Raw genomic sequence first — 21,629 nt, 5'->3', positions numbered from 1 at the left:
CCTTTTTCGCGTGGTTGGTAAAGTAGGCGGATTCACAGTTCGTCTCAGCTTGCAGGATTACTCTCAAGTATGTTTAAGAAATTTCGCGGCATGTTTTCCAATGACCTGTCTATCGACTTGGGCACGGCAAACACCCTTATTTATGTAAAAGGGCAGGGCATCGTACTGAATGAGCCCTCCGTTGTTGCCATTCGTCAGGATCGTGTCGGTACGCAAAAGAGCGTCGCGGCAGTAGGTCATGAAGCCAAGCAGATGCTGGGGCGTACGCCGGGCAATATCTCTGCTATTCGCCCCATGAAGGACGGCGTGATCGCCGACTTCTTCGTTACGGAAAAGATGCTTCAGCACTTTATTCGTCAGGTTCACAGCAACAGTATTCTTCGCCCAAGCCCGCGCGTGCTGGTTTGTGTGCCGGTTGGCGCAACACAGGTTGAACGTCGTGCAATTCGCGAATCCGCTCAGGGAGCAGGCGCTCGTGAAGTGTATCTGATTGAAGAGCCAATGGCAGCGGCGATTGGCGCTGGCCTACCCGTGTCTGAAGCAACCGGTTCAATGGTTGTCGACATCGGCGGCGGTACGACCGAAGTGGCGGTTATTTCTCTTAACGGCGTGGTTTACTCCTCTTCCGTGCGCATCGGCGGCGACCGTTTTGATGAAGCTATCATCAACTATGTGCGCCGTAACTACGGCTCACTGATCGGTGAAGCCACCGCAGAGCGCATTAAGCATGAAATCGGCTCTGCCTATCCGGGTGACGAAGTCCGCGAAATCGAAGTTCGCGGGCGTAACCTAGCAGAGGGTGTACCGCGCGGCTTTACCCTGAACTCAAACGAGATTCTGGAAGCGCTGCAGGAGCCGCTGGCGGGCATCGTTAGTGCGGTAATGGTGGCGCTGGAACAGTGTCCTCCAGAACTGGCATCAGACATTTCTGAGCGCGGTATGGTATTGACCGGCGGCGGTGCGCTGCTGCGCAATCTTGACCGCCTGCTGATGGAAGAAACCGGTATTCCGGTCGTTGTCGGCGAAGACCCGCTTACCTGCGTAGCGCGCGGTGGCGGTAAGGCGTTGGAAATGATCGATATGCACGGCGGCGATCTGTTCAGCGAAGACTGATTTCTATCGCGTTCTATGACAGTGAAAGCGTCTCGCTTTGTCTATAGCATCACTCAGGTCCCGTTAAGGCTGCCTGAGTGATGGCGTATCTGACCGACCATTGGGTTTTGCCGTTTATTCAACCCGTCGGGCTGAAAGGGCGCTTTCTCTGCTTTCTAAAGAAAGTGAGAGTCAGATTGTCCCTGCCAAAGGTGCGTAAGCTTCCTTCCTGTCGACAAGGATAATGCCAACGATATGAAGCCTATTTTCAGCAGAGGGCCATCCTTACAGCTACGCCTTATTCTGGCCGTCGTCATGGCGATAAGCCTGATTATTGTTGATAGCAAGCTCAGCGTATTTTCTAAAGTGCGCAGCTATCTGGATACGGCCATTAGTCCCTTCTTTTTCGTGGCGAACGGCCCGCGAGACGTTCTTGACGGCGTTTCCGACACGCTTGCGTCAAGAGAAGATCTCCAGAAAGAGAACCAGCGCCTGCGGGAAGAGATGCTGTTAAAGAGCAGCGATCTGCTATTGCTCGGTCAGCTTCGGCAGGAAAACGAGCGTCTGCGCGAACTGCTGGGATCCCCGCTGCGCGGCGATGAACACAAGATGATTACTCAGGTGCTGTCTACGGAGTCCGATCCTTACAGCTATCAGGTCGTTATCGACAAAGGCTTTCAAGACGGTGTCTATGAAGGCCAGCCGGTGATCAATGATAAAGGGGTCGTCGGTCAGGTTGTAGCAGTAGCCCGCAATACTAGCCGCGTTTTACTCATCTGTGACACCTCTCACTCACTTCCCATTCAGGTGCTGCGTAACGATATTCGCGTTATTGCTATGGGGGCGGGCTGTACCGAAGATTTACAGCTTGAATACCTACCGCGAGATACCGACATTCGGGTTGGCGACGTTCTGGTGACGTCTGGCCTGGGCGGCCGGTTCCCTGAAGGCTATCCGGTAGCCGTTGTCTCTTCTGTAGCGATTGACGATCAGCGCGCCAGCACGGTGATTCAGGCGCACCCAACGGTGGCTTTGCAGCGTCTGCGTTACCTGCTACTGCTTTGGCCGACCGATCGCGATGGCGAAACGCCGCTCCCACCAGAAGAGGTCAGGCGCATTGCTAAAGAGCGGCTGCGCCAGATGATGCCGCAGGTATTACCGCCTGAGTCTGAACCGCCGACGCCACCGTCTAACGCGACACCGCCTACTGCCGTGCCGTCTCCTACACCAGCGCCGGCTCCAGTCCGCTCTAACCGAGGAGCGCGATGAATAACAGCTACCAGGGCTCGGGCCGCTGGATTATCTGGCTGTCCTTTATCGTGACGCTGATACTGCAAACCATGCCGTGGCCGGAAGAGCTTTACCTGTTTAGGCCTTCTTGGGTGATGCTGATTCTGGTGTATTGGGTGATGGCGCTGCCGCACCGCATTAACGTGGGCACCGCTTTTATTCTGGGGCTGCTTTGCGATCTCACTCTAGGCGCCACGCTTGGGGTGCGGGGATTAGCGCTAGGAATCGTTGCCTACGTGGTTGCCTTTCGCTGCCAGCAGCTTCGCAATCTGGCGCTTTGGCAGCAGGCGCTGGTCGTTGTGCTGCTGTCGCTGGTGATGGAGATTATCGTCTTCTGGGGCGAGTTTTCCGTTCATGACGTGGCCTTCAGGCCGGAAATACTGTGGAAAAGCCTGATCAACGGCCTGCTCTGGCCGTGGCTGTTTCTGCTAATGCGTAAACTACGTCGGCGCTTCGCCGTCAGATGAGGGCCGCATGACACCATCAATTTATCTTTCTTCCGCTTCCCCACGCCGTCGCGAGCTTCTGGGATGCTGAATGTTTCCTTTGAGCGCGTAAGCGTTGACGTCGAAGAGTGCCGCGAACCGGGGGAAACCCCGCTGGATTACGTTTGTCGTTTGGCTCAAAGTAAAGCTCAGGCTGGCGTAGCGGTAGCCGAGCAGGATCTCCCTGTACTGGGGGCGGACACCATCGTCGTTTTGGACGGTGAAGTGCTGGAAAAACCCCAAGACGCGCAGCATGCTGCCAAGATGCTTCGCTCTCTTTCACAGCGTCAGCACCGGGTGATGACGGCCATTGCGTTTGCAGATCGACAGCGCGTGATGTGCGACGTTGTCGTTACCGATGTGACATTCTGCCGCCTGAGTGAGCAGGATATCGCGCAGTATATCGCCAGCGGTGAGCCGATGGACAAAGCCGGAGCCTACGGTATCCAAGGGCTGGGCGGCGCATTCGTTCGGGCAATTAACGGCAGCTATCATGCGGTTGTCGGCCTTCCTTTAGTAGAAACCCGCGAGCTTTTGGAGGCGTTTTTACTGGCGCAGTCAGGCCCTCTTCATCAGGAGTCAACATGACGGCAGAGCTTTTGGTTAACGTAACTCCTTCAGAAACCCGCGTTGCCTTTATTGAAGGCGGGATTTTGCAGGAAGTGCATATCGACCGCGAATCCAAGCGCGGTATCGTGGGCAATATTTATAAGGGGCGCGTCAGTCGCGTGCTGCCGGGAATGCAGGCGGCCTTTATCGATATTGGTCTTGATAAAGCCGCCTTTCTTCACGCCTCTGATATCATGCCTCATACCGAGTGTATTGCAGACAACGAGCAAAAGCAGTTCCACGTTCGCGACATTACCGAACTGGTTAGTCAGGGGCAGGATCTGGTAGTGCAGGTGGTTAAAGATCCTTTGGGCACAAAGGGCGCACGACTGACAACGGATATTACCCTGCCTTCCCGCTATCTGGTATTTATGCCCGGCGCTGCGCACGTTGGCGTGTCTCAGCGGATTGACAGTGAAGATGAGCGTGAGCGCCTTAAGCAGATTGTTGCGGAATACTGCGATGAGCAGGGCGGATTTATTATCCGAACCGCAGCTGAAGGCGTCGGCACTGAGGAGCTGGCTCAGGACGCGGCCTTTCTAAAGCGCCTGTGGAATAAAATTATGGAGCGCAAGAGCCGCAGCGCCACTAAAAATATGCTCTACGGCGAGCTGGCTCTGACGCAGCGCGTGCTGCGCGACTTTGTCGGCGAATCGCTGGACAGGATCCGGGTTGACTCCCGTCTGACCTACGATTCTCTGATTGAGTTTACCGCTGAGTTTATGCCGCAAATCACCAATAAGCTGGAGCACTACGTTGGCAAACAGCCGATTTTCGATCTCTATGACGTAGAAAATGAAATTCAGCGCGCCATGGATCGCAAAGTGGAGCTGAAGTCCGGCGGCTACTTGATTATCGACCAGACGGAAGCCATGACCACCATTGACATTAATACCGGTGCGTTTGTTGGCCATCGCAATCTGGATGAAACCATCTTTAACACCAACATTGAGGCGACTCAGGCTATCGCTCGCCAGCTTCGGCTGCGAAACCTTGGGGGGATCATCATTATCGACTTTATCGATATGGCGAATGAAGATCACCGACGCCGCGTGTTGCACTCTCTCGAGCAGGCGCTGTCTAAAGATCGCGTCAAAACAGGTCTCAACGACTTCTCGGCGCTTGGGCTGGTGGAAATGACCCGCAAACGCACGCGGGAAAGCCTTGAGCACGTGCTGTGCGGTGAATGCCCAAGCTGCCGAGGGCGCGGGCGTGTGAAAACCGTCGAGACGGTTTTGCTATGAAATTCTGCGTGAAATCGTGCGCGTTCACCACGCGTACGACGCTAATCGCTTCTTGGTCTATGCCTCCGTTGACGTCGGTGAGGCGTTAAAAAGCGAAGAGTCTTACTCTGTGGCTGAAGTCGAACTGTTTGTTGGAAAACAGGTTAAAATACAGGTAGAACCGCTGTACAACAGAGAGCAGTTTGACGTCGTCATGATGTAGCCATAATGCAGCGTCAAAAAGCAGTGAAAGGGTTGTGGGAGAATCTGTAGCAGCTATGTCTTGCCATAGTGCTGCGACAGGTAGCTAAGCCGCTGTGCGGCTGCCGCAGGGGGAACGATGGGGCGAAGTAGCCGCATAGTGTTGAAGATGACCATCGCGCTTTTGGTGCTGCTAACGCTGGCAGTCGGAGCGCTGCGCCTGATGTTGCCCCGCATCAACGACTATCGTGAGCCTATTCTTGACACAGTTTCCCGTATGACGGGGATCCCCACTGAAGTCGCGCACATGGAAGGGCAGTGGGAGATGTTTGGCCCGACCCTTGAGCTGCGCCAGCTTTCTCTAAAAACCGATATCGGTGAAATCAGCGCTCAACGGGTCACCGTTGCCCTTGACGTTTGGGCTTCGCTGGTCAATTTTCGCTGGCAGTTTCGCGACTTAACCTTCTACCGCGTGAAGGGAGATCTCGACTATACGGCAGACGCCTCTTCAGATACCGACAAACCGGCGTCCAGTGGAAGCGCGGCGCTGGAAAACATGTTCCTCAAACAGTTTGACCACTTTATTCTGCGCGACAGCCAGCTCTCTGTTCTTGGCGCGTCCGGCGAACGTATTTCTCTGAGCATCCCAAAACTGGACTGGCTGAACGGCCGCAAGCGCCACCGCGCCGAAGGGCAGATTGGCGTTTCGACAGCCGATGGGCCGCACGGCATGCTAAAAGTGCGCTTCGACCTGCGGGATGGCGCTGAGCTGATGGACAACGGAACCGTCTACCTACAGGCCGACGATGTGAACGTGCTGCCGTGGCTAAGCCACTGGTTTAAGGCCAATACCGGATTTGACGACGCTCGCTTTAGCCTGGAAGCGTGGCTGTCCGTGCAGGCGGGTCAGGTTAACGGCGGCGATCTGCTGCTTGGAAAAGGCAGCGCCAACTGGCATAAGGGCGATGAACAGCACCGCTTAGACGTTGAAAAGCTGGCGGTGCGAGTGATGCGGCAAGATGACGGATGGCGGCTGGATGCCCCCTCGTTGAATCTGAAAACAGACGGTGAAGACTGGGCGAAAGGCGGCCGCGTAAGTCTGTTCTGGCAGCCTGAGCGGATCGGCGTTGGTGGTGATCGGGTGGAGCCACTGCTGCGCATTCGTGCTGAGTCTTTGGATCTGGAGCGCATCAATCCTCTACTGCCGATGTTCAGCTTTTTACAGCCTGACGCGCTCGACGTTTGGCTAAAGATCCAGCCGAAAGGGGATTTAGCCCGTCTGGCACTGGATATTCCCCTTAAGCAGCCTGATAACATTCGCTTTGACGGCCGGTGGAAAAACGCAAGCTGGCAGCCGTGGAAACAGGTGCCGGGGGGCGATCGTGCGGATATTGAAGTTGCGGGAAGCGCTTCTGGCGGCACGGTTAAGGTGACTCTGGATCAGAGCACGCTGCCCTATGAAAGCATGTTTCGCGCACCGCTGCTTGTGGATCAGGCTCGTGCCACAGTCCACTGGCTTTACGGGACGGATGAGTTTCGGCTGTGGGGCGACGATATTGACGTTCAGGCCAAGTCTTTGTGGGCTAACGGCGGTTTTAGCTACCGTCAGGGGGATGGGGACGAGCCCTGGCTTAGCATTCTGGCGGGCATTCGCGTCTACGACGCTGGGGACGCCTGGCGCTATTTCCCTGAGCCGCTGATGGGAACGCCGCTGGTTAACTATCTTTCTTCCGCCATTGTGGCCGGTAAGTCTGATAACGCGACGCTGATTTTTAACGGCGATCCGCACCATTTTCCCTATCCGAAAAATGACGGTCTGTTTGAAGTGTACGCTCCCCTGACTGACACGGTGTTTAAGTTTCAGCCGACCTGGCAGCCGCTGAGCGACATGACCATCAATCTGAACTTTATTAACAGCGGCCTATGGATGCACGCCCCTTCAGCCATGCTGGGCAAAGTGAACGGCGCCAATATCGATGCTGTTATTGCCGACTTCCACGAAGGTCAGCTGAACATTAACGCTCAGGTAAGCGGGCAGGGGCCTGACGTTCGCGACTACCTGAAGCAGTCTCCCTTAAAGAATACTGTAGGCTCCGCGCTGGATGAAGTGGATATCAGCGGCGGCGTCAGCGGGCGGCTGAATCTGGATATCCCTCTGGACGGCAGGCAGGCTCACGCTAGCGGTGTAATCGATTTGAAAGATAACCGATTACACATTAAGCCTATCGACAGCGTGATGGAAAAAGTAAGCGGTCGCTTCCGTTTTGACGACGGCAATCTCATCAGTGAACCTCTGCGCGCCGAGTGGTTTAAGCAGCCGATTGGCCTGAAGTTTTCTACACGTCAGGGAGCAAAAGACTATGCCATTAAGGTGGGGGTTGACGGGAACTGGGCGGTCGCCAAGCTGCCGTGGCTGCCTGCGGACGCGGCGAAACAGCTCTCTGGCAGCGCTCGTTGGAAAAGCGATGTCGACATTACGTTGCCGCAAAAAGGGCTCCCCAGATACAACGTGACGCTCACTGGCGATCTTAACGGAGTAAGCAGTCGCTTACCCGCCCCGTTGAACAAGCGAAGCGGCAGCGCGCTGCCGGTCAGCCTGAAAGCTAAAGGGGATACGATAGGATTCGATCTGGAAGGGCTTATTGCCGGCAATCAGGCGGTAAACAGTCGCTGGTCGTTGGGGAAAAAGCAGGTTCAGCTAAACCGGCTTGCATGGCGGATGGGTAGCCGGAAAACGCCGCCACTGCCAGCAGACTCTCGGCTAGAGGTGCAACTGCCTGCAGTGGACGGCGAACGCCTAATGGGGCTGCTGTCGCCGCTGTCCGGTTCTGGCAGTAAAGAGGGCGATGTCGGAGTGGCTTTTACCCTGCCGTCTCGATGGGTAATCCACTCGCCACAGCTTGAGCTAGCGGGGCAGTATTGGCGCGATCTCACGGTTGAGGTTAATCGCGAAGCTAGCACAAGGCGCGTCGTGGTTAACGGTAAGGAGATCCGCGCGAATCTGACGATGGACAGCGGTCAGCCGTGGCAGGCTAACCTTGACTATGTCTACTTCAATCCTAAGTCCAACCTGTTTTCTACTGATAGCGGTGGTGCCTCTGCCTCTTCCTCGCCAGGAGCGAAAAGCCCAACGCCTTCGTTTAGCGGGCACTTCCCTCGTTTGCCGCGTATCGCAGTGCGCTGTAAGGAGTGCTGGGTGGCCGGCCAGCGTTTAGGCCAGGTGGATGCGGATTTGCTCTTTCGCGGCGATAACTTAAGCGTGACAAACGGGCTGGTAGATACTGGAAACGCCCGACTGACGTTTACCGCAGACTGGCTGCGCTCCCCGGGAGGTTCAGCGACCCGCTTTGACGGTAAGCTTTCCGGTAAGCGCATCGATCGCACAATGAGCTACTTCGGCGTCTATACGCCGCTGAAGGACTCGCCGTTCGACGTGGAGTTTGACCTGAACTGGCAGGGAGACCCTTGGGCGCCGCAGATCAATACGCTAAACGGGCACACGATGGCTAAGCTTGGCAAAGGTCAGGTTGACAATGCGGGCGGGCATACGGGACAGCTTCTGAGGCTATTGAGTTTTAACGCGTTGCTGCGCAAGCTGCAGTTTGATTTCCGCGATACCTTTGGTAAAGGTTTTTACTTTGATACTATCAGCGGTAGCGTCGTGTTATCGAACGGCGTAGCAAAAACCGACGACTTGTTAATAAACGGACTGTCTGCGGACATTGCGGTCGACGGCAAGGTTGACTTTGTTCAGCACCGCCTTGCGCTTAACGCCGTCGTCGCGCCGGAGATTTCCGCCACCGTTGGCGTTGCTACTGCCTTTGTCGTTAACCCAATAGCCGGCGCGGCAGTGTTTGCCGCCAGTCAGGTGCTGGCACCGTTGTGGAATAAGATTTCGCTGATACGTTATAGAATTGATGGTGATTTAGACGAGCCGGTCGTGCACGAAGTGTTGCGACAGCCAAAGGGAGACCCGAATTAATGAAAAGCGCCAACGTGGCTTTGTTACAGCTGTGCAGTGGAGAGAATATTCGCGCTAACCTAGCGCAAATTGAGCAGCAGATTAAGCAGTTAAAACCTCACGTGAAGCTCGTGATTACACCAGAGAATGCGCTGCTGTTTGCTGACACCCAGACCTATTACAAGCACTCAGAAACGGAAGGGACGGGGCCGCTGCAGGACGCTATCCGCGAAATGGCAGTGCGCTACGGTGTGTGGATCCTAGTGGGATCGATGCCGCTTATCAGCCGTGAAAACCCAGAACGCCTAACTGCCAGCAGCCTGCTGTTTGACGATAAGGGCGAACTGAAAGCGCGTTACGATAAAATGCACATGTTTGACGTAGACGTTGCGGACAGCCACGGCCACTACTGTGAATCTGATACCTACGACTACGGTCAGCACCTGACGGTAGTGGATACGCCAGTTGGTCGCCTGGGCATGACGATTTGTTACGATCTGCGTTTTCCTGGCCTGTTTCAGGCGCTGCGGGATCGCGGGGCTGACATTATTTCCGTTCCGGCAGCCTTTACTCGCGTAACCGGTGAAGCGCACTGGGAAATCCTACTGCGCGCCAGAGCCATTGAAAACCAGTGCTGGATACTTGCTCCGGCACAGGTTGGTCGTCACGGCGCGACCCGTCGCACCTGGGGGCACACAATGGCGATTGACCCGTGGGGCAGCGTCGTGGGCATTAATCCTGATGCGGTTGAAGGCATCAAAGTGCGGGTCGACACCAGCGGTTTGCCTAAGCTGCGTGAGCAGATGCCGCTGATGAAACACAATCGTTTCGACCCAGTGCTTAAAGCGGCGGTAAAGAAAGGTGAATAACGCTATGAATCTTACTCTGGTCAGTGAGCAGCTGCTTACGGCCAATCGGTTAAGCCATCAGGATCTCTTTGACGTGCTGGGGCAAATGACCACGCGTCGTTTGGACTATGCCGATCTTTACTTTCAGTCCAGCTATCACGAGTCGTGGGTGATAGAAGATCGGATTATTAAAGAGGGATCCTACAATATCGATCAGGGCGTCGGCGTACGCGCTGTTCATGGTGAGAAGACCGGCTTTGCCTATGCTGACCAGATAACGCTTCAGGCCTTAACCCAAAGCGCCCATGCAGCGCGCAGTATCGTTAGCGAACAGGGCAACGGTAAGGTTCATACCTTTGGCCCGGTTGGATATTCTCCGCTATATCCGGCGCTGGATCCGCTGCAAAGCCTGCCGCGGGAAGCCAAGATCGAACTGCTTCACCGCGTCGATCGCGTTGCCCGTGGAGAAGATGCCCGAGTTCAGGAAGTTAACGCTAGCCTGAGCGGCGTTTATGAAACCGTACTGATTGCCGCAACGGACGGCACGCTGGCGGCAGACGTTCGCCCGCTGGTTCGCCTCTCGGTGAGCGTTTTGGTGGAAGAGAACGGCAAGCGCGAGCGCGGCTCCAGCGGCGGCGGCGGTCGCGTGGGCTATGAGTATTTTCTGGAATTGACCGAAGACGGCGTGCGAGCTGAAGCCTTCGCCCGCGAAGCGGTCAGACAGGCGCTGGTAAATCTTTCGGCCGTTGCGGCACCCGCCGGGGCCATGCCGGTAGTGCTCGGCGCGGGCTGGCCGGGCGTTCTGCTACACGAAGCGGTAGGACACGGTCTGGAAGGTGATTTTAACCGCAAGGGTGCGTCAGTCTTCAGCGGCCACATGGGAGAGCTGGTAGCTTCTGAGCTCTGTACGGTGGTGGACGACGGTACGCTGTCCGGCCGTCGCGGGTCGCTGTCTATCGATGATGAAGGGGTTCCCGGTCAGTACAACGTGCTGATTGAGAAAGGCGTACTGAAAGGCTACATGCAGGACAAGCTTAACGCTCGGCTGATGGGGCTGGCACCTACCGGCAACGGTCGCCGTGAGTCTTACGCCAGCCTGCCGATGCCGCGCATGACCAACACCTATATGCTGGCGGGAGCCTCCAGCAGAGAAGACATTATTCAAAGCGTCGACTTTGGCCTGTATGCGCCAAACTTCGGCGGCGGTCAGGTCGATATCACGTCCGGCAAGTTTGTCTTCTCGACGTCAGAGGCCTATCTCATTGAAAACGGCCGCATCACTAAGCCCGTGAAGGGAGCGACGCTGATCGGCTCCGGCATTGAGGCTATGCAGCAGATTTCGATGGTCGGTAACGATCTGGCGCTGGACAAGGGCGTCGGCGTTTGTGGCAAAGAGGGGCAAAGCGTGCCGGTTGGTGTCGGTCAGCCTACGCTGAAGCTCGACAGCCTGACGGTAGGCGGCACAGCCTAAAAAAGGGCGCGCGATCGGCGTTAACTCGCCGGGCGCGCGTTAAGCGCACGGGTAGTTTAACTTTCAGGAGTAAAAAATGAGCCTGTCCTATTACCAACTGGCGACGCAAAGCACCATTCGCGTGCTGAACAACCTTGATTTCCTGCTGAGCATCGCGTCGGCCTTTTGCAAAGAGCGACGTATTGAAGAGCAGGTGCTGCTTAATTCCCGTCTGGCTCCGGATATGTTTCCTCTGGTGCGTCAGATTCAGCTGGTGAGCGACATGACGAAAAGCTGCGCTGCCCGCTTAGCCGGGCTAGAGCCGCCGATTTATGAAGACAGTGAAACGACGTTTGCCCAGCTTAAAGCGCGCATAGCCAACACCATTAGCTATATCAAAACGCTGGAAGAGAAGGACTTCACTGATAGCGAGTCTCGTGAAATAAAGCTGCCGTGGTATGACGAACCCATGCGCGGTGACGTTTTCCTGCTTCAGCACGCTCTGCCAAACATCTATTTTCACATCACGACCGCCTACAACATCCTGCGTAACAACGGCGTAGCCGTCGGCAAGCGGGACTATCTGGGCAAGATCTAACTGCTGCTAGCCACCTGCACTCTGCGGGTGGCCAATTTTTTTACTACTTCACCATTGCTTCACTCACTTCACACATAGGTCAAGTACGCTTCCCAGTATGCATATTTTACTGACAGGAAGTTGACTATGTCCGCTATCGCGACCTATAGCATTGAAAGCCTGAGTGGCTACCGCTATCCGTGGTATTTGCCCAGCTGGATGCGCCGCCTGCCACTGCCTCTGATGGAATTCTGGAGCTTTGGCGTAAAAGAGGCGCTCAGCTGCGCGTTTGCCGTCTCTTTTTTCATTACGCTGGGGCTGTCCAAGATTTTGCCAATGGGCGGGATCCCCCGCTATGACTTTATTTTGGTCGTGGCGCTGGCAGTGCAGTTTGCCATGGTTTACTGCGGGCTAGAGACGAAAAGGGAGCTGGCGGCGGTTTCACTGTTCCACCTGCTGGGGCTGGTACTGGAGATTTTTAAAACTTCTCCGGCGATAGGATCGTGGGCCTATCCTGAATTTGCCTACACCAAGGTGATGGGCGTTCCCCTGTATAGCGGATTTATGTACGCCGCCGTTGCCAGCTATATGATGCAGTCATGGCGGCATCTGTCGCTGCGGTTGACTGGGTATCCTGCTCACTGGCTGGCCGCCGCGTTGGCGCTGGCAATCTATCTAAACTTTTTTACTCACCACTTTATCGGCGACTATCGCTGGCCGCTGACACTGCTGCTAGTGGCTGCGTTTTGGCGCACTCGGGTTTACTTCCGGCCAATGATGAGGGAGTTTTGGATGCCGCTTCCGCTGGCGTTTTTACTGATCGGCTTTTTTATCTGGATTGCGGAAAACATCAGCACACTGTTTGGCGGCTGGCAGTACCCGAATCAGGCGGAGAGCTGGGAGCTGGTTCACTTAGGGAAAATAAGCTCGTGGGGGCTGCTGGTAGTGATTACTTTTACCATTGTTGCCGAATTAAAATTCTTTCACCAACGTAAAGAAAGCGAAAATAGGCTGACGAAATGAAACCTATGTCATATTTTTATGATTAAAAGCTACGCCTGGCGTTGCTTAAAGAGTAAATAGGGCACAGGTGTAATAGAAATGTGCAGAGACGAGTATTTATCCACACTGCGTTGAGTTATGAAAAAACATTCACAATGGCTATCGATCGTTTTTTTACTGCTGATTGTTGGCGGGCTGGCTTTTCACTTTGGCTATAACAACAGTGACGGTACGCCGACGACAGTATCGACGTCAGCGCCAAGGGATGTTTCTTCTTTACCCGCATCGGCTGAACAGAGTATAGATCGGCTAACGCAGCAAAAGGTTGTTGTGGACTATATGCGACAGCACGGTCGCCTGCCGGACTATTACATCACCAAGAGTCAAGCCCGTTCGCAAGGCTGGGATGCACGCGACGGCAATCTTTGCTCTACCCTGCCGGGGAAGGCCATTGGCGGCGATCGCTTTTCCAACCGGGAAAAGCGTCTACCTCAGTCAAAAGGGCGGCAGTGGTTCGAGGCGGATATTAACTACCGCTGCGGGCATCGGGGCGCTGAAAGATTGCTATATTCAAATGATGGTCTGATTTATGTTACTCACGACCATTATCAACGTTTCACGGAGGTAAGCAGATAATGAGAAGCGTTGTTTTTGACTTTAATAAAATACAGTCAATGCCGGATTTTTACCTACAGTTTATCGATAGCTTCCTGCTGCCGGACTGGTTTGGCAATAATTTAGACGCGCTGTGGGACGCGTTAACGGTAGGGATCCGCCTGCCGGTTCAGATCGTGTTTACCCACTTTGACCCGAAGGCTATGGATTTTCTTCCTCTGTACCGCCTGTTCGAACAGGCTCAGCAGGAACTGGACGGTCAGCTGCTGTTTAACAGCCGATAGTCGCTATCGACGATGAGTATTTACCTGCGTTGACGCTACTGTGTGTATGTCTCGCGGGTGATACCCAGCTTTTTCATTTTGCTGTACAGCGTATTGCTGTTGACTTGTAGCATTTCTGCTGCACCTCCTTCGCCGGATATCTTGCCGTTTGTTTGCCTTAGCGTGCCAATAATGTGGCGCCTGACCACCTCATCCAGCGGTAAAACCACGCTTAACCCGCTGTCATCCTTTAAATCATACTCTTGAGGCTTTACGTCCAGTACGTCAGCGCTGCCGGTGAGCAGCGCTTTTTCCAATCGGGCGATAAGCTCAGTTACGTTTCCCGGCCAGTCGTGATGCAGCAGCGACTGCTGAAAGCGAACGGACAGCAGCGGTGGCCTGTGCTGGCTACTTTGACTGAGCTGGAGAAGGTAGTAGGTAACCAGCTCGGGTATATCTTCCCGTCGCTGCCTGAGGGGTAACAGCGTGACAGAAAAGCAATAAAGGCCACCGCAGTGTTCACACCCCAGTAGCGCTTCGGGGTCAATCCGACGGCGTTCTGGCAGCGTTCGGGTGATCGTAACGCTGCTGTCCCAGCCCTTCTCTTTATGAATACGAATACTTTTCATCAGCTCATAGAACAGCGCTTCCGGCAGGCTTTCTGCGTTTTCAATCAGCAGTGTGCCATTTCCAGCAAGAGTAAACAGCGTTCCATCAGTGAGTGCCTGTGGCGTGAGTGTGTGGCTATTCGGCGGCAGATCTTTTTGGTGAATAAACAGCGTCAGCGTTTCGGCATAGAGTACGGCCAGCGGCTTTTGCATCCGATCAGAATGCCGGTAAAGGTGGTGAGCCAGCAGCGTTTTCCCAGTACCTTTTTCTCCCTGAATAATAATGACCCTCTGACTTTTAGCTATACCGGGAAGCCGGGTAAACAAGGAGGCCATTGGACTTTTTTGCGTGGCGATAATGCCTGGAGGGAGGCTGTCTTGCTGCACTGAAGGGCGATGGGTGTAGTTTGCCCTCAGCGTTTCTTCACTAATAATTTTTAGCTGAGAAAGCGCTCGAGATGCCAGCAGAGAGAACGGTCCGCGCAGTGACTCAGCCAGCTCTGCATGAGGGGTACTGAAGGCGTTAGTGCGGTAGCTAAAGAAAATCACTGCTCCAAGACGAACGTCGTCCATTTTCAAGCGCATAACGATAGCAGACTTCACCTTACGGAAGTGGTGCTTGATAACAAATTCGGTGAGCGGGTCATCTGACAGTCGGTTAAGAATAGTAGTGGTGAAATTTTCCCTTACGATAAACTTGGACAGCACGTGCACAGGGATCGACAGCACGTTCAGTTTGGCTCGGCTGCGCTTTCGGGTGGCGAGCGCGAGAAACTGCATGCTCTGAATGTCGTCGCGGTAGTAGTTGAGAAAAATGCCGTCGATAGGAAAATTATCAGGGGCGGCTTCAATACAGGCCGCAATGGCTTTTTCCAAATGTAGCGTACTGCACAGTGCTTCACGCATGGCGCATTGCTCTTCCCGTGTGGGTTATTATTATTGACCATTGGCTTACGTCGCGGATCGGATTATGCACTGTAAGATGTGTGGGAAAGGGGCGTACTGATTTATCTCAAATTTTATTTCAAAATGTGAATAGATGTTTCTTTTTATAAAAAAGCCCCTTGGTGTTCAAGGGGCTGAGTAAGGCTACCTGTTCTAATTGCGGCTCGTGCTCCTGTGGCGGTGATAGCCGTCAATCATTCCTTTTACCAGCGCGCCGAGGCTGTCGCCCGTTGTACACAGATAGAGATGCACTAGCAGGAACAGCAGCGTGACAGCAGCCAGCCCGTAGTGAGTCCAGGCGATAATCTGCTTGCCGGGCAGGCCGAAGAGGGTATTTGGTGTATATTCCGGATACAGCATCAGCAGCCCGCTGACTAGCAGAAGCGGTACCAGCAGGAACATCACGCCGATATAGCCCAGCTGCTGTAGCACGTTGAACTTAGCGCTTTCGTCAGGGCTTTCCGGATGCGGTTCATGGCGGAAAATGCCGATCAGATAGTAGCGCGCCTGACGAACGATGCGCCCAGCTAGCCCATTAAACCGGACTCGATAGTGGTGGCCGTTGCCCGTTACGCAAACCAGCAGGAACAGTAGCCAGACGCCGCACAGGATAAGCCCGGAAGTGTTGTGCAACTCGGCCCAGAACGCCAGATCGCCGATGGCGAAGTGCATCACGGCGCCGGAGAACAGCAGCGTGATAAAGCACAGCGCGTTCAGCAGATGCCAGCATCTGACAGGTAGCGTATATAGATAGGTTTTGTGCCACTCGACGCTAGGTTCTGTTCGCTGGCTAAATAACCGCAGAGCGCCGTGGGCTATCAGCATGGCTGCCAGAATACCTACAGCCCAGAAGACTGCGCGATCGATGCTGGGATTGCCATTGGCACCGACCATATAGCTGTCGACAAACAGGCCTGCGCTGGCAACGCTGGTCTGTTGCTTTGCGGAGATACCGCCTAAGGAATCCAGCGTTTTGATCAGCGAGGCGTCGTCAAACAGACCGTGACCTAACAGACTTCCTTCCTGCATAAATCCCGGTGGCGTAAAGCGCTGACGCTGCGCTAGCAGCGATGATTCACTGTGGCACTGGCTACAGGACACGCTCTCTTTTGCTGGCGCAATGGCGTGCAGCGTTTTGTCTCCACTGGCGGCGTGGCAGTCAATACAGCGCAGCGACGACAGGTGTAGCTGTGCGGCAGGCAAGGCCGAGTGGCTCAGATCCTGCGTGGTGACAGACTTGCCGGACAGCGCCTTAAAATCGGCGGCGCGAGTGTGGCAGTCAGTACACATCGCGTTAGTTGACGCAATCTGTGCTCGGTCAGGCTGGGTAATGACGGCCGGTTGGGCTGTGTGAGCGTCATGGCAAGACTGACAGCTGAACTTATCCTGTGGGATGTTCTTTGAATGAACGCTCTTTTGGTAAGCGGTGACGATGTCGTGCTTGACTACGCCGTGGCAGCTTTCACACGAGTTGGCAACGGTTGTCACCTGTTTGTGTGGCAGCGCGTCAAATCCTGCGTTGCCGGCTTCGCTTTGATGGCAGGCGACGCACGGCAGGGAGGCGTGAACGCCTTCACGGTAGGCTTCATCGGAAATAAACAGCTTCTTCCCGGCGTTCTGTGTCGTTACCGCATGAACATCGCTGTCGGCGTGACAGCGAAGGCACTGCGAATTGTCAGGCGCTGCCGCCTGTGCGCTCGACAGCCATGCCATTGCACCAAGCGCAATAAGCAGTCTGAATGAGCGCCGCAGTAATATCCCCATCGATCTCATGTTCATCGCATCCTCATCAGGGTTTCATGTTCGGGTACTTGAACAGGTGACAGCTGTTGCAATAGACCTGGGACGGCTTATGTTCGCTGTGGCAAGTGCTACAGGGAACGTCTTTCCCGTAGTGGATTGAGTTGTGCGGGTTCGGCTCAGGGTGCCCCTCTTTTGACTTAGGCTCCGTCAGGGCAGCAATCTGGTCCAAACTGCCGTGGCAGGTTAGGCAGTTGCTGTCGTTGGCAGGCGTTGTGGGCGTTTTGGCACCGTGGCATAGCTGACAGCTGGCGTCTTTTCCCGTGGCTGCCAGCGGCTGGTGGTATGGTTTGATGGTCATGCTGTCGAGCTTTTCCTGAAAGGCGCGGGCGTCATTGGCTGACGCCTTATCGCCCTGCGCCCAGCTACAGGCGCTAAACAAGAGGACCAAAATAAAGGTAATTCGTTGATACAAAGACATGATCTCTCCCGTGGCTCAGGCGTTAAGGTCAAACAGAGGCGTTGCGGTTTGGGTCGCAGCGTGAGCGCCTGCAACTCGGCCCAGCACCAGTCCGTCGGCGATGGCGCAGCTGCCTAGTCGGCTAGCACCGTGTGGGCCACCGGTGACTTCTCCGGCGGCGTAAAGCCCGGCAATCGGCTCGCCGTTCAGAGCGTTAAGCACCTGCCCGCTGGCGTTGATTTGTACACCACCCATGGTGTAGTGAACCTTAGGCCAGACGCGAACCGCGACGTAGGGCCCTTCAGCCAGAGAAATCGCGCGGCTGACGTCTTTACCCAGAGGGTCACCTCCGCCGTTTTTGACCGCTAGGTTGTAGGCGTCCACCTCTTTTTGCAGACCGTCATAGGGAATGGAAAAGTGGTCAGCCAGCTCTTTTAGCGTGTTGAACTGCCAGGCCACGTTGTACTTAAGCGCGGCGGGTAGGCTTTGCGCCTGCTTGGCGCCTTCAAGGTTGGTAAAGCAAACGGGGTAAACCGGTTTTCCGTCGGCGTCCCGCTGAGCCAGAATGGCATCTTCACGGGCTTTACGGTCAGCCAGTTCGTTGGTAAAGCGCTTGCCGGTGCGAACGTCCACCATAATGCCCATGGGGTAGCCGGCGATAGTGTTGAACTGCGACACGTTGCCAAAGCCTTTTTCATCAGGCGATGACCAAGGGCCAAGCTGAATTAAATCCAGCTGAACCGGTGTAGCACCTATCCCCAGCATAGCGAGCAGGCCTTCTGCGGTAGCGCCGGGATGGTTGGTAGTGTCGATATCGCTGACCAGCTGCGGGTCTTGGATCTGACGAAAACGCAGGTCGTTACCGAAACCGCCGTTACACATGATGACGCCGTAGCGGGCACCGTAGTTTCTGACTGAGCCGCTGTTTTCATCGGGAAAACGGTAGTCGTCTTTTGCTTGAATGCCAATCACTCGCCGCTTATCGTCCTGAATAAAGGCGTCGAACTTACAGCGGTTCTTAAAGATCACCCCGAGCTTTTGGGCGGAGTTGCGCAGCGGCATCACAATGCCTGCGCCGGAGCTTTCAACGGTTTGCAGCGTGCGGGGAACAGAGTGCCCGCCGAAGTGCTGAACAAACGGCTTATAGCGAACGCCGTGCTTGATGGTGAACTCGTAGGCTTCCTGAGTGCCATTGACCAGCACCTGAAGAATGTCGTGATGATTTAGGCCGCGTCCGGCCTTTAGCATGTCCTTGTACATCAGCTCGGGGGAGTCTTCGATCCCCGCTTCTTTTTGCAGCGGAGAGCCAGCCACAGCAAACGCGCCGCCGTTTATGGTGGAGTTACCGCCGTAAACCGCCATTTTCTCAATGACTAACACATCGAGGCCGTGACTTTTGGCCTCCAGCGCGGCGGCAAGCCCTGCAAAGCCGCTGCCGACCACGATAACGTCATAGACTTGGTGAAAGCGGGTTCGGCCGCCGCTAACGGTTTCCGGCACGCTGACGGTAACCGGCGCCGCCTGTGCTGAGGGCATCGCCAGCCCCACCAGACTCCCTGTCGCCAGAAGTGCGCCTTTGGTTAAGAATTCGCGGCGCGTTGAGGGGCGTTTCTTGCTGTGACTCATGACCTGCTCCTATTTCTGAACCGGATAGTCGGCAACCAGAGCCGCACCGTTTTTGATGTCATCGCTGTAGATACGATCCCGATCGACGAACGGCACTGCTTTACGATAGGCCTGATACAGCGCCTGAGTTTGTTGCCCCATGGTTATCTCTGGCATGGCGATTTTGCGAAGATCGATAGCCTGAGTGGAGTGCAGTAGCTCTAGGCTGTAGATGGCCGCCATGTTGTCAACGATGCGCTGTAGACGCTGAGAGGCGTACAGGTTGTTGGTAAAGGTGTCTTCGATAGTGCCTGCCATAACCTGACCGTCGAGAGAAACCGGGTTAGCCAGATCGACGTTTTCTGAGTGCAGGGCGACCTGAGGCTTTTGAATCGCGCCGAAGGCGTGACCGCTGTTTCCTTCAGCCGTCAGGAAGCGGCTTAAGCCGGTGAAGTGGTCATCGGACAGGTGCAGGGTTCTCTGCACGCTGTTATGGGACAGATGGCCCAGCGAGACGGACAGCTTCTGCACCGCCAGCGCTAGCGGCAGAGGTTCAAAGTTAGCGGTGGGGTAGATAGCGCCTTTGATGTCTTTGCCCTTCACATAGTACTGCTTCACTTGGCCGTTCTGGGCGTATTCTTCACTGGCGTCTAGAATAACCGCCGGGTTGTCGTCCGAGCTGTTCATCTGAATGGACAGCATTTCCTGAGCATTAGCCAGATCGCGCTGCGCTTCGTTGAGGACAAAGACCGTGGTGCGATACGACAGAGGATCCTGAAGCGGGCGCTTTTCGTTAGGCTGCCACAGATAGGAACCCGTTAGAGTATCGCGAATAGACTTGGCGCTGTCGGCTAGGCCAGGGAAAGGGCGAACAGAAACGCTCTGCGGTAGGATTGGCGACACGTTGCCGTTTAGCCCCTCAAGGCTTAGACCAAAGACCGCGGGCGTGATGCCAACGATTTGTTTGGCGTTCATAATGGCCTTTGCGGAATAGGCCGTAGAAATAGAGTTAGTCGAAAGTATTGAGAGGGCGTCTTTGCCGACAGGATCGAGTGGCGTGAGGCCGGCATTTTTTAGCGCTTCAGCGGCTGGGATCGTTTGCTGATTAACGATAACTCGCCATTCACCCATCATGGCGTCGCCGATGTGGGAAGCCAGAGTAATATCTGCTTCACCTACTGAGCCTTGAGAGGGAACTACGGGAGTAATGCCCTTGTTAAGAAAAGCGGCATACAGTTCAGCAACGTACGGCTGGGCACCGGTAGCGCCTGTCAGCATGGTATTTAGGCGAATAACCATCGACATTCTGACCAGATCTACAGGCATATCCGGCCCAACGCCTGCACCGTGGGCGCGCAGCGCGTTGCGGTTGAAATCACGGGAGGCTGCCAGTACGTCTGGGCTTAGCTTGCCGTGAGCGTCAAACAGCGATTTATCTTTGTTTAAACCGACGCCGACAGTCAGCCCGTATACCGGCACGCCTTGCTCAGCGGCCAGCATCAGCAGAGCGTTGGAACGCTTCATTTTTTCCATCGCGGCGGCGTCAATTTTAACGGTTTTTCCCTGCGCTGCGATGGCCCATGCGTCTTCCAGCGTCAGGTTTTTTCCGTTAAGTACTACTGCTTCCTGTGCCAAAAGGTTTCCACTAAACATCACGCCGATAGCCAGGGCGCAAGCATTGAGGGTTGTAGTCGTCTTGTTTTTCATTTTTAGTCCCCATAATAAAGTTAGGGACATTCTAGCTATTTATAGGTAGTCAGACTTAGAAGGTGTGGGCGCATTGAGCGTGTGGATTTTTGATATTTCGTGAGTAAAATCAAGGTAAAAGAAATGTGAAGAACAGTGGGCGAAAAAGAAACATAAAAGGAACACTGAGGGGAAACAGCAAAAAGAAAACGCCGGCTGAGCGGCGTTAATAAGACGGAGTGTATATTGAAAAGTGGCAGAAGAGCCAAAGACTGTCCTGCCGCTGTGCTTCTTTATTCGTCCTGTTCCGCCAAATCTTTGAGGTATTGGAAAATTTGTCGGTAGGCTTTCGGCGGTTTGTTGCCCGCGCGCTCTTTTTGGGCGGTTCTGACCATTGAGCGAAGCTGCTGGCGGTCACCGTTCGGGTAGAGCTCCAGAACGTCGGTAATGGCGTCGTCCCCGCCGTCGATCAGGCGGTCACGCAGGCTTTCCAGCTTGTGGAAAACGGCGACTTGCTGATTGTGGCGGTTCTTCAGCTTGTCCAGCGCGGTTTGGATCGGCTCGACGTCTCTGGCGCGCAGCATTTTGCCAATCAGCTGGATCTGGCGACGATAGCCTTCTTTTTTGATGCGCTGAGCCAGATCGATGGCGGCACGCAGGTCTTCATCAAGAGGAATACGCTCCAGCGCGTTTTTACCGAGCTTTACCAGCTCCACGCCAAGATCTTTAAGAACCTCTGCGTCTCGCTTAATTTCGCTTTTGCTGACCCATATAATCTCGTCGTCCTCTGCTTCAGGCTCGTTGCCGGGAAGGGAGTCGTCGAGCCACTGCTCATCTTCTGTGTATTTACTCATAATATCGTCTGGTTTGATTCAGGCTGGTTGATTCAGGAAAATCGGCGTCTGTGAGTCGCGCCGCCATATGAGCTAATAGTAACAGGTTGTTGTCAATGTGCGAAATTGTGCGCGG

16 protein-coding genes and 2 pseudogenes are annotated in these 21,629 nt (G+C 54.8%); 12 read left to right on the top strand and 6 right to left on the bottom strand.

The annotated features are described in order from the left end of the window. Positions 1–69: 69 nt before the first annotated feature. From mreB to DQM29_RS14290, 12 genes and pseudogenes are all read left to right on the top strand, one after another. Positions 70–1,113, top strand: a complete 1,044-nt coding sequence (gene mreB / locus DQM29_RS14345; protein ID WP_111741323.1) for a rod shape-determining protein MreB — start codon at positions 70–72, stop codon at positions 1,111–1,113. Positions 1,114–1,347: 234 nt separating this feature from the next. Further along, positions 1,348–2,361 (top strand): rod shape-determining protein MreC, encoded by a 1,014-nt coding sequence (gene mreC / locus DQM29_RS14340; protein WP_111741322.1) that lies wholly within the window; start codon positions 1,348–1,350, stop codon positions 2,359–2,361. Further along, positions 2,358–2,849 (top strand): rod shape-determining protein MreD, encoded by a 492-nt coding sequence (gene mreD / locus DQM29_RS14335; RefSeq protein WP_111741321.1) that lies wholly within the window; start codon positions 2,358–2,360, stop codon positions 2,847–2,849. The genes mreC and mreD overlap by 4 nt, the downstream gene beginning before the upstream one ends. A gap of 7 nt (positions 2,850–2,856) precedes the next feature. Continuing rightward, positions 2,857–3,455, top strand: a pseudogene (locus DQM29_RS14330) (Maf family protein). Next, a pseudogene (gene rng, locus DQM29_RS14325) lies at positions 3,452–4,922 on the top strand (ribonuclease G). The pseudogenes DQM29_RS14330 and rng overlap by 4 nt, the downstream one beginning before the upstream one ends. Before the next feature lie 117 nt (positions 4,923–5,039). Next, positions 5,040–8,882, top strand: coding sequence for an AsmA2 domain-containing protein YhdP (yhdP, locus tag DQM29_RS14320; protein ID WP_111741319.1), 3,843 nt, complete (start codon positions 5,040–5,042; stop codon positions 8,880–8,882). Further along, positions 8,882–9,730: a deaminated glutathione amidase gene (gene nit1, locus DQM29_RS14315; protein WP_111741318.1), complete on the top strand. Its 849-nt coding sequence runs from the start codon at positions 8,882–8,884 to the stop codon at positions 9,728–9,730. Before yhdP ends, nit1 begins: the two co-directional genes overlap by 1 nt. 4 nt (positions 9,731–9,734) lie before the next feature. Beyond that, on the top strand, positions 9,735–11,180 hold the full coding sequence (gene tldD, locus DQM29_RS14310) for a metalloprotease TldD (protein ID WP_111741317.1): 1,446 nt from the start codon (positions 9,735–9,737) through the stop codon (positions 11,178–11,180). Positions 11,181–11,256: 76 nt separating this feature from the next. Further along, a complete protein-coding gene (locus DQM29_RS14305) occupies positions 11,257–11,757 on the top strand; it encodes a DUF1993 domain-containing protein (protein ID WP_111741316.1) in 501 nt (166 codons plus the stop codon). Positions 11,758–11,883: 126 nt separating this feature from the next. Continuing rightward, positions 11,884–12,759 (top strand): DUF817 domain-containing protein, encoded by an 876-nt coding sequence (locus tag DQM29_RS14300; protein ID WP_111741315.1) that lies wholly within the window; start codon positions 11,884–11,886, stop codon positions 12,757–12,759. A 117-nt stretch (positions 12,760–12,876) separates the two neighbouring features. Beyond that, entirely contained in the window at positions 12,877–13,374 is a 498-nt protein-coding gene (locus tag DQM29_RS14295) for a ribonuclease domain-containing protein (protein ID WP_111741314.1), read from the top strand. Then, positions 13,374–13,637, top strand: a complete 264-nt coding sequence (locus DQM29_RS14290; protein WP_111741313.1) for a barstar family protein — start codon at positions 13,374–13,376, stop codon at positions 13,635–13,637. The genes DQM29_RS14295 and DQM29_RS14290 overlap by 1 nt, the downstream gene beginning before the upstream one ends. Before the next feature lie 35 nt (positions 13,638–13,672). Here DQM29_RS14290 and DQM29_RS14285 read toward each other — a convergent pair whose 3' ends face one another. The 6 genes from DQM29_RS14285 to yjgA all read right to left on the bottom strand — a co-directional run bounded on the left by DQM29_RS14285 (position 13,673) and on the right by yjgA (position 21,514). Further along, a complete protein-coding gene (locus DQM29_RS14285) occupies positions 13,673–15,130 on the bottom strand; it encodes an AAA-type ATPase lid domain-containing protein (RefSeq protein WP_111741312.1) in 1,458 nt (485 codons plus the stop codon). A 192-nt stretch (positions 15,131–15,322) separates the two neighbouring features. After that, positions 15,323–16,948, bottom strand: a complete 1,626-nt coding sequence (phsC, locus tag DQM29_RS14280) for a thiosulfate reductase cytochrome B subunit (RefSeq protein WP_111741311.1) — start codon at positions 16,946–16,948, stop codon at positions 15,323–15,325. 10 nt (positions 16,949–16,958) lie between these two features. After that, the gene (locus tag DQM29_RS14275; RefSeq protein ID WP_111741310.1) at positions 16,959–17,390 is read right to left on the bottom strand and encodes a cytochrome c3 family protein; all 432 of its coding nucleotides are present in this window, start codon (positions 17,388–17,390) and stop codon (positions 16,959–16,961) included. A 15-nt stretch (positions 17,391–17,405) separates the two neighbouring features. After that, positions 17,406–18,995: a flavocytochrome c gene (locus DQM29_RS14270; RefSeq protein ID WP_111741309.1), complete on the bottom strand. Its 1,590-nt coding sequence runs from the start codon at positions 18,993–18,995 to the stop codon at positions 17,406–17,408. 9 nt (positions 18,996–19,004) lie between these two features. Then, the gene (locus DQM29_RS14265; protein ID WP_111741308.1) at positions 19,005–20,681 is read right to left on the bottom strand and encodes an HAL/PAL/TAL family ammonia-lyase; all 1,677 of its coding nucleotides are present in this window, start codon (positions 20,679–20,681) and stop codon (positions 19,005–19,007) included. Between the two features lie 272 nt (positions 20,682–20,953). Then, complete coding sequence (yjgA, locus tag DQM29_RS14260; protein WP_111741307.1) at positions 20,954–21,514, bottom strand: ribosome biogenesis factor YjgA; 561 nt, start codon at positions 21,512–21,514, stop codon at positions 20,954–20,956. Between the last annotated feature and the right edge of the window lie 115 nt (positions 21,515–21,629).

It is taken from the genome of Leminorella richardii, from assembly GCF_900478135.1.
Classification (GTDB): domain Bacteria; phylum Pseudomonadota; class Gammaproteobacteria; order Enterobacterales; family Enterobacteriaceae; genus Leminorella; species Leminorella richardii.
The sequence above is the reverse complement of the archived record's forward strand: the minus strand, read 5'-3'. Positions and strand labels throughout refer to the sequence as shown.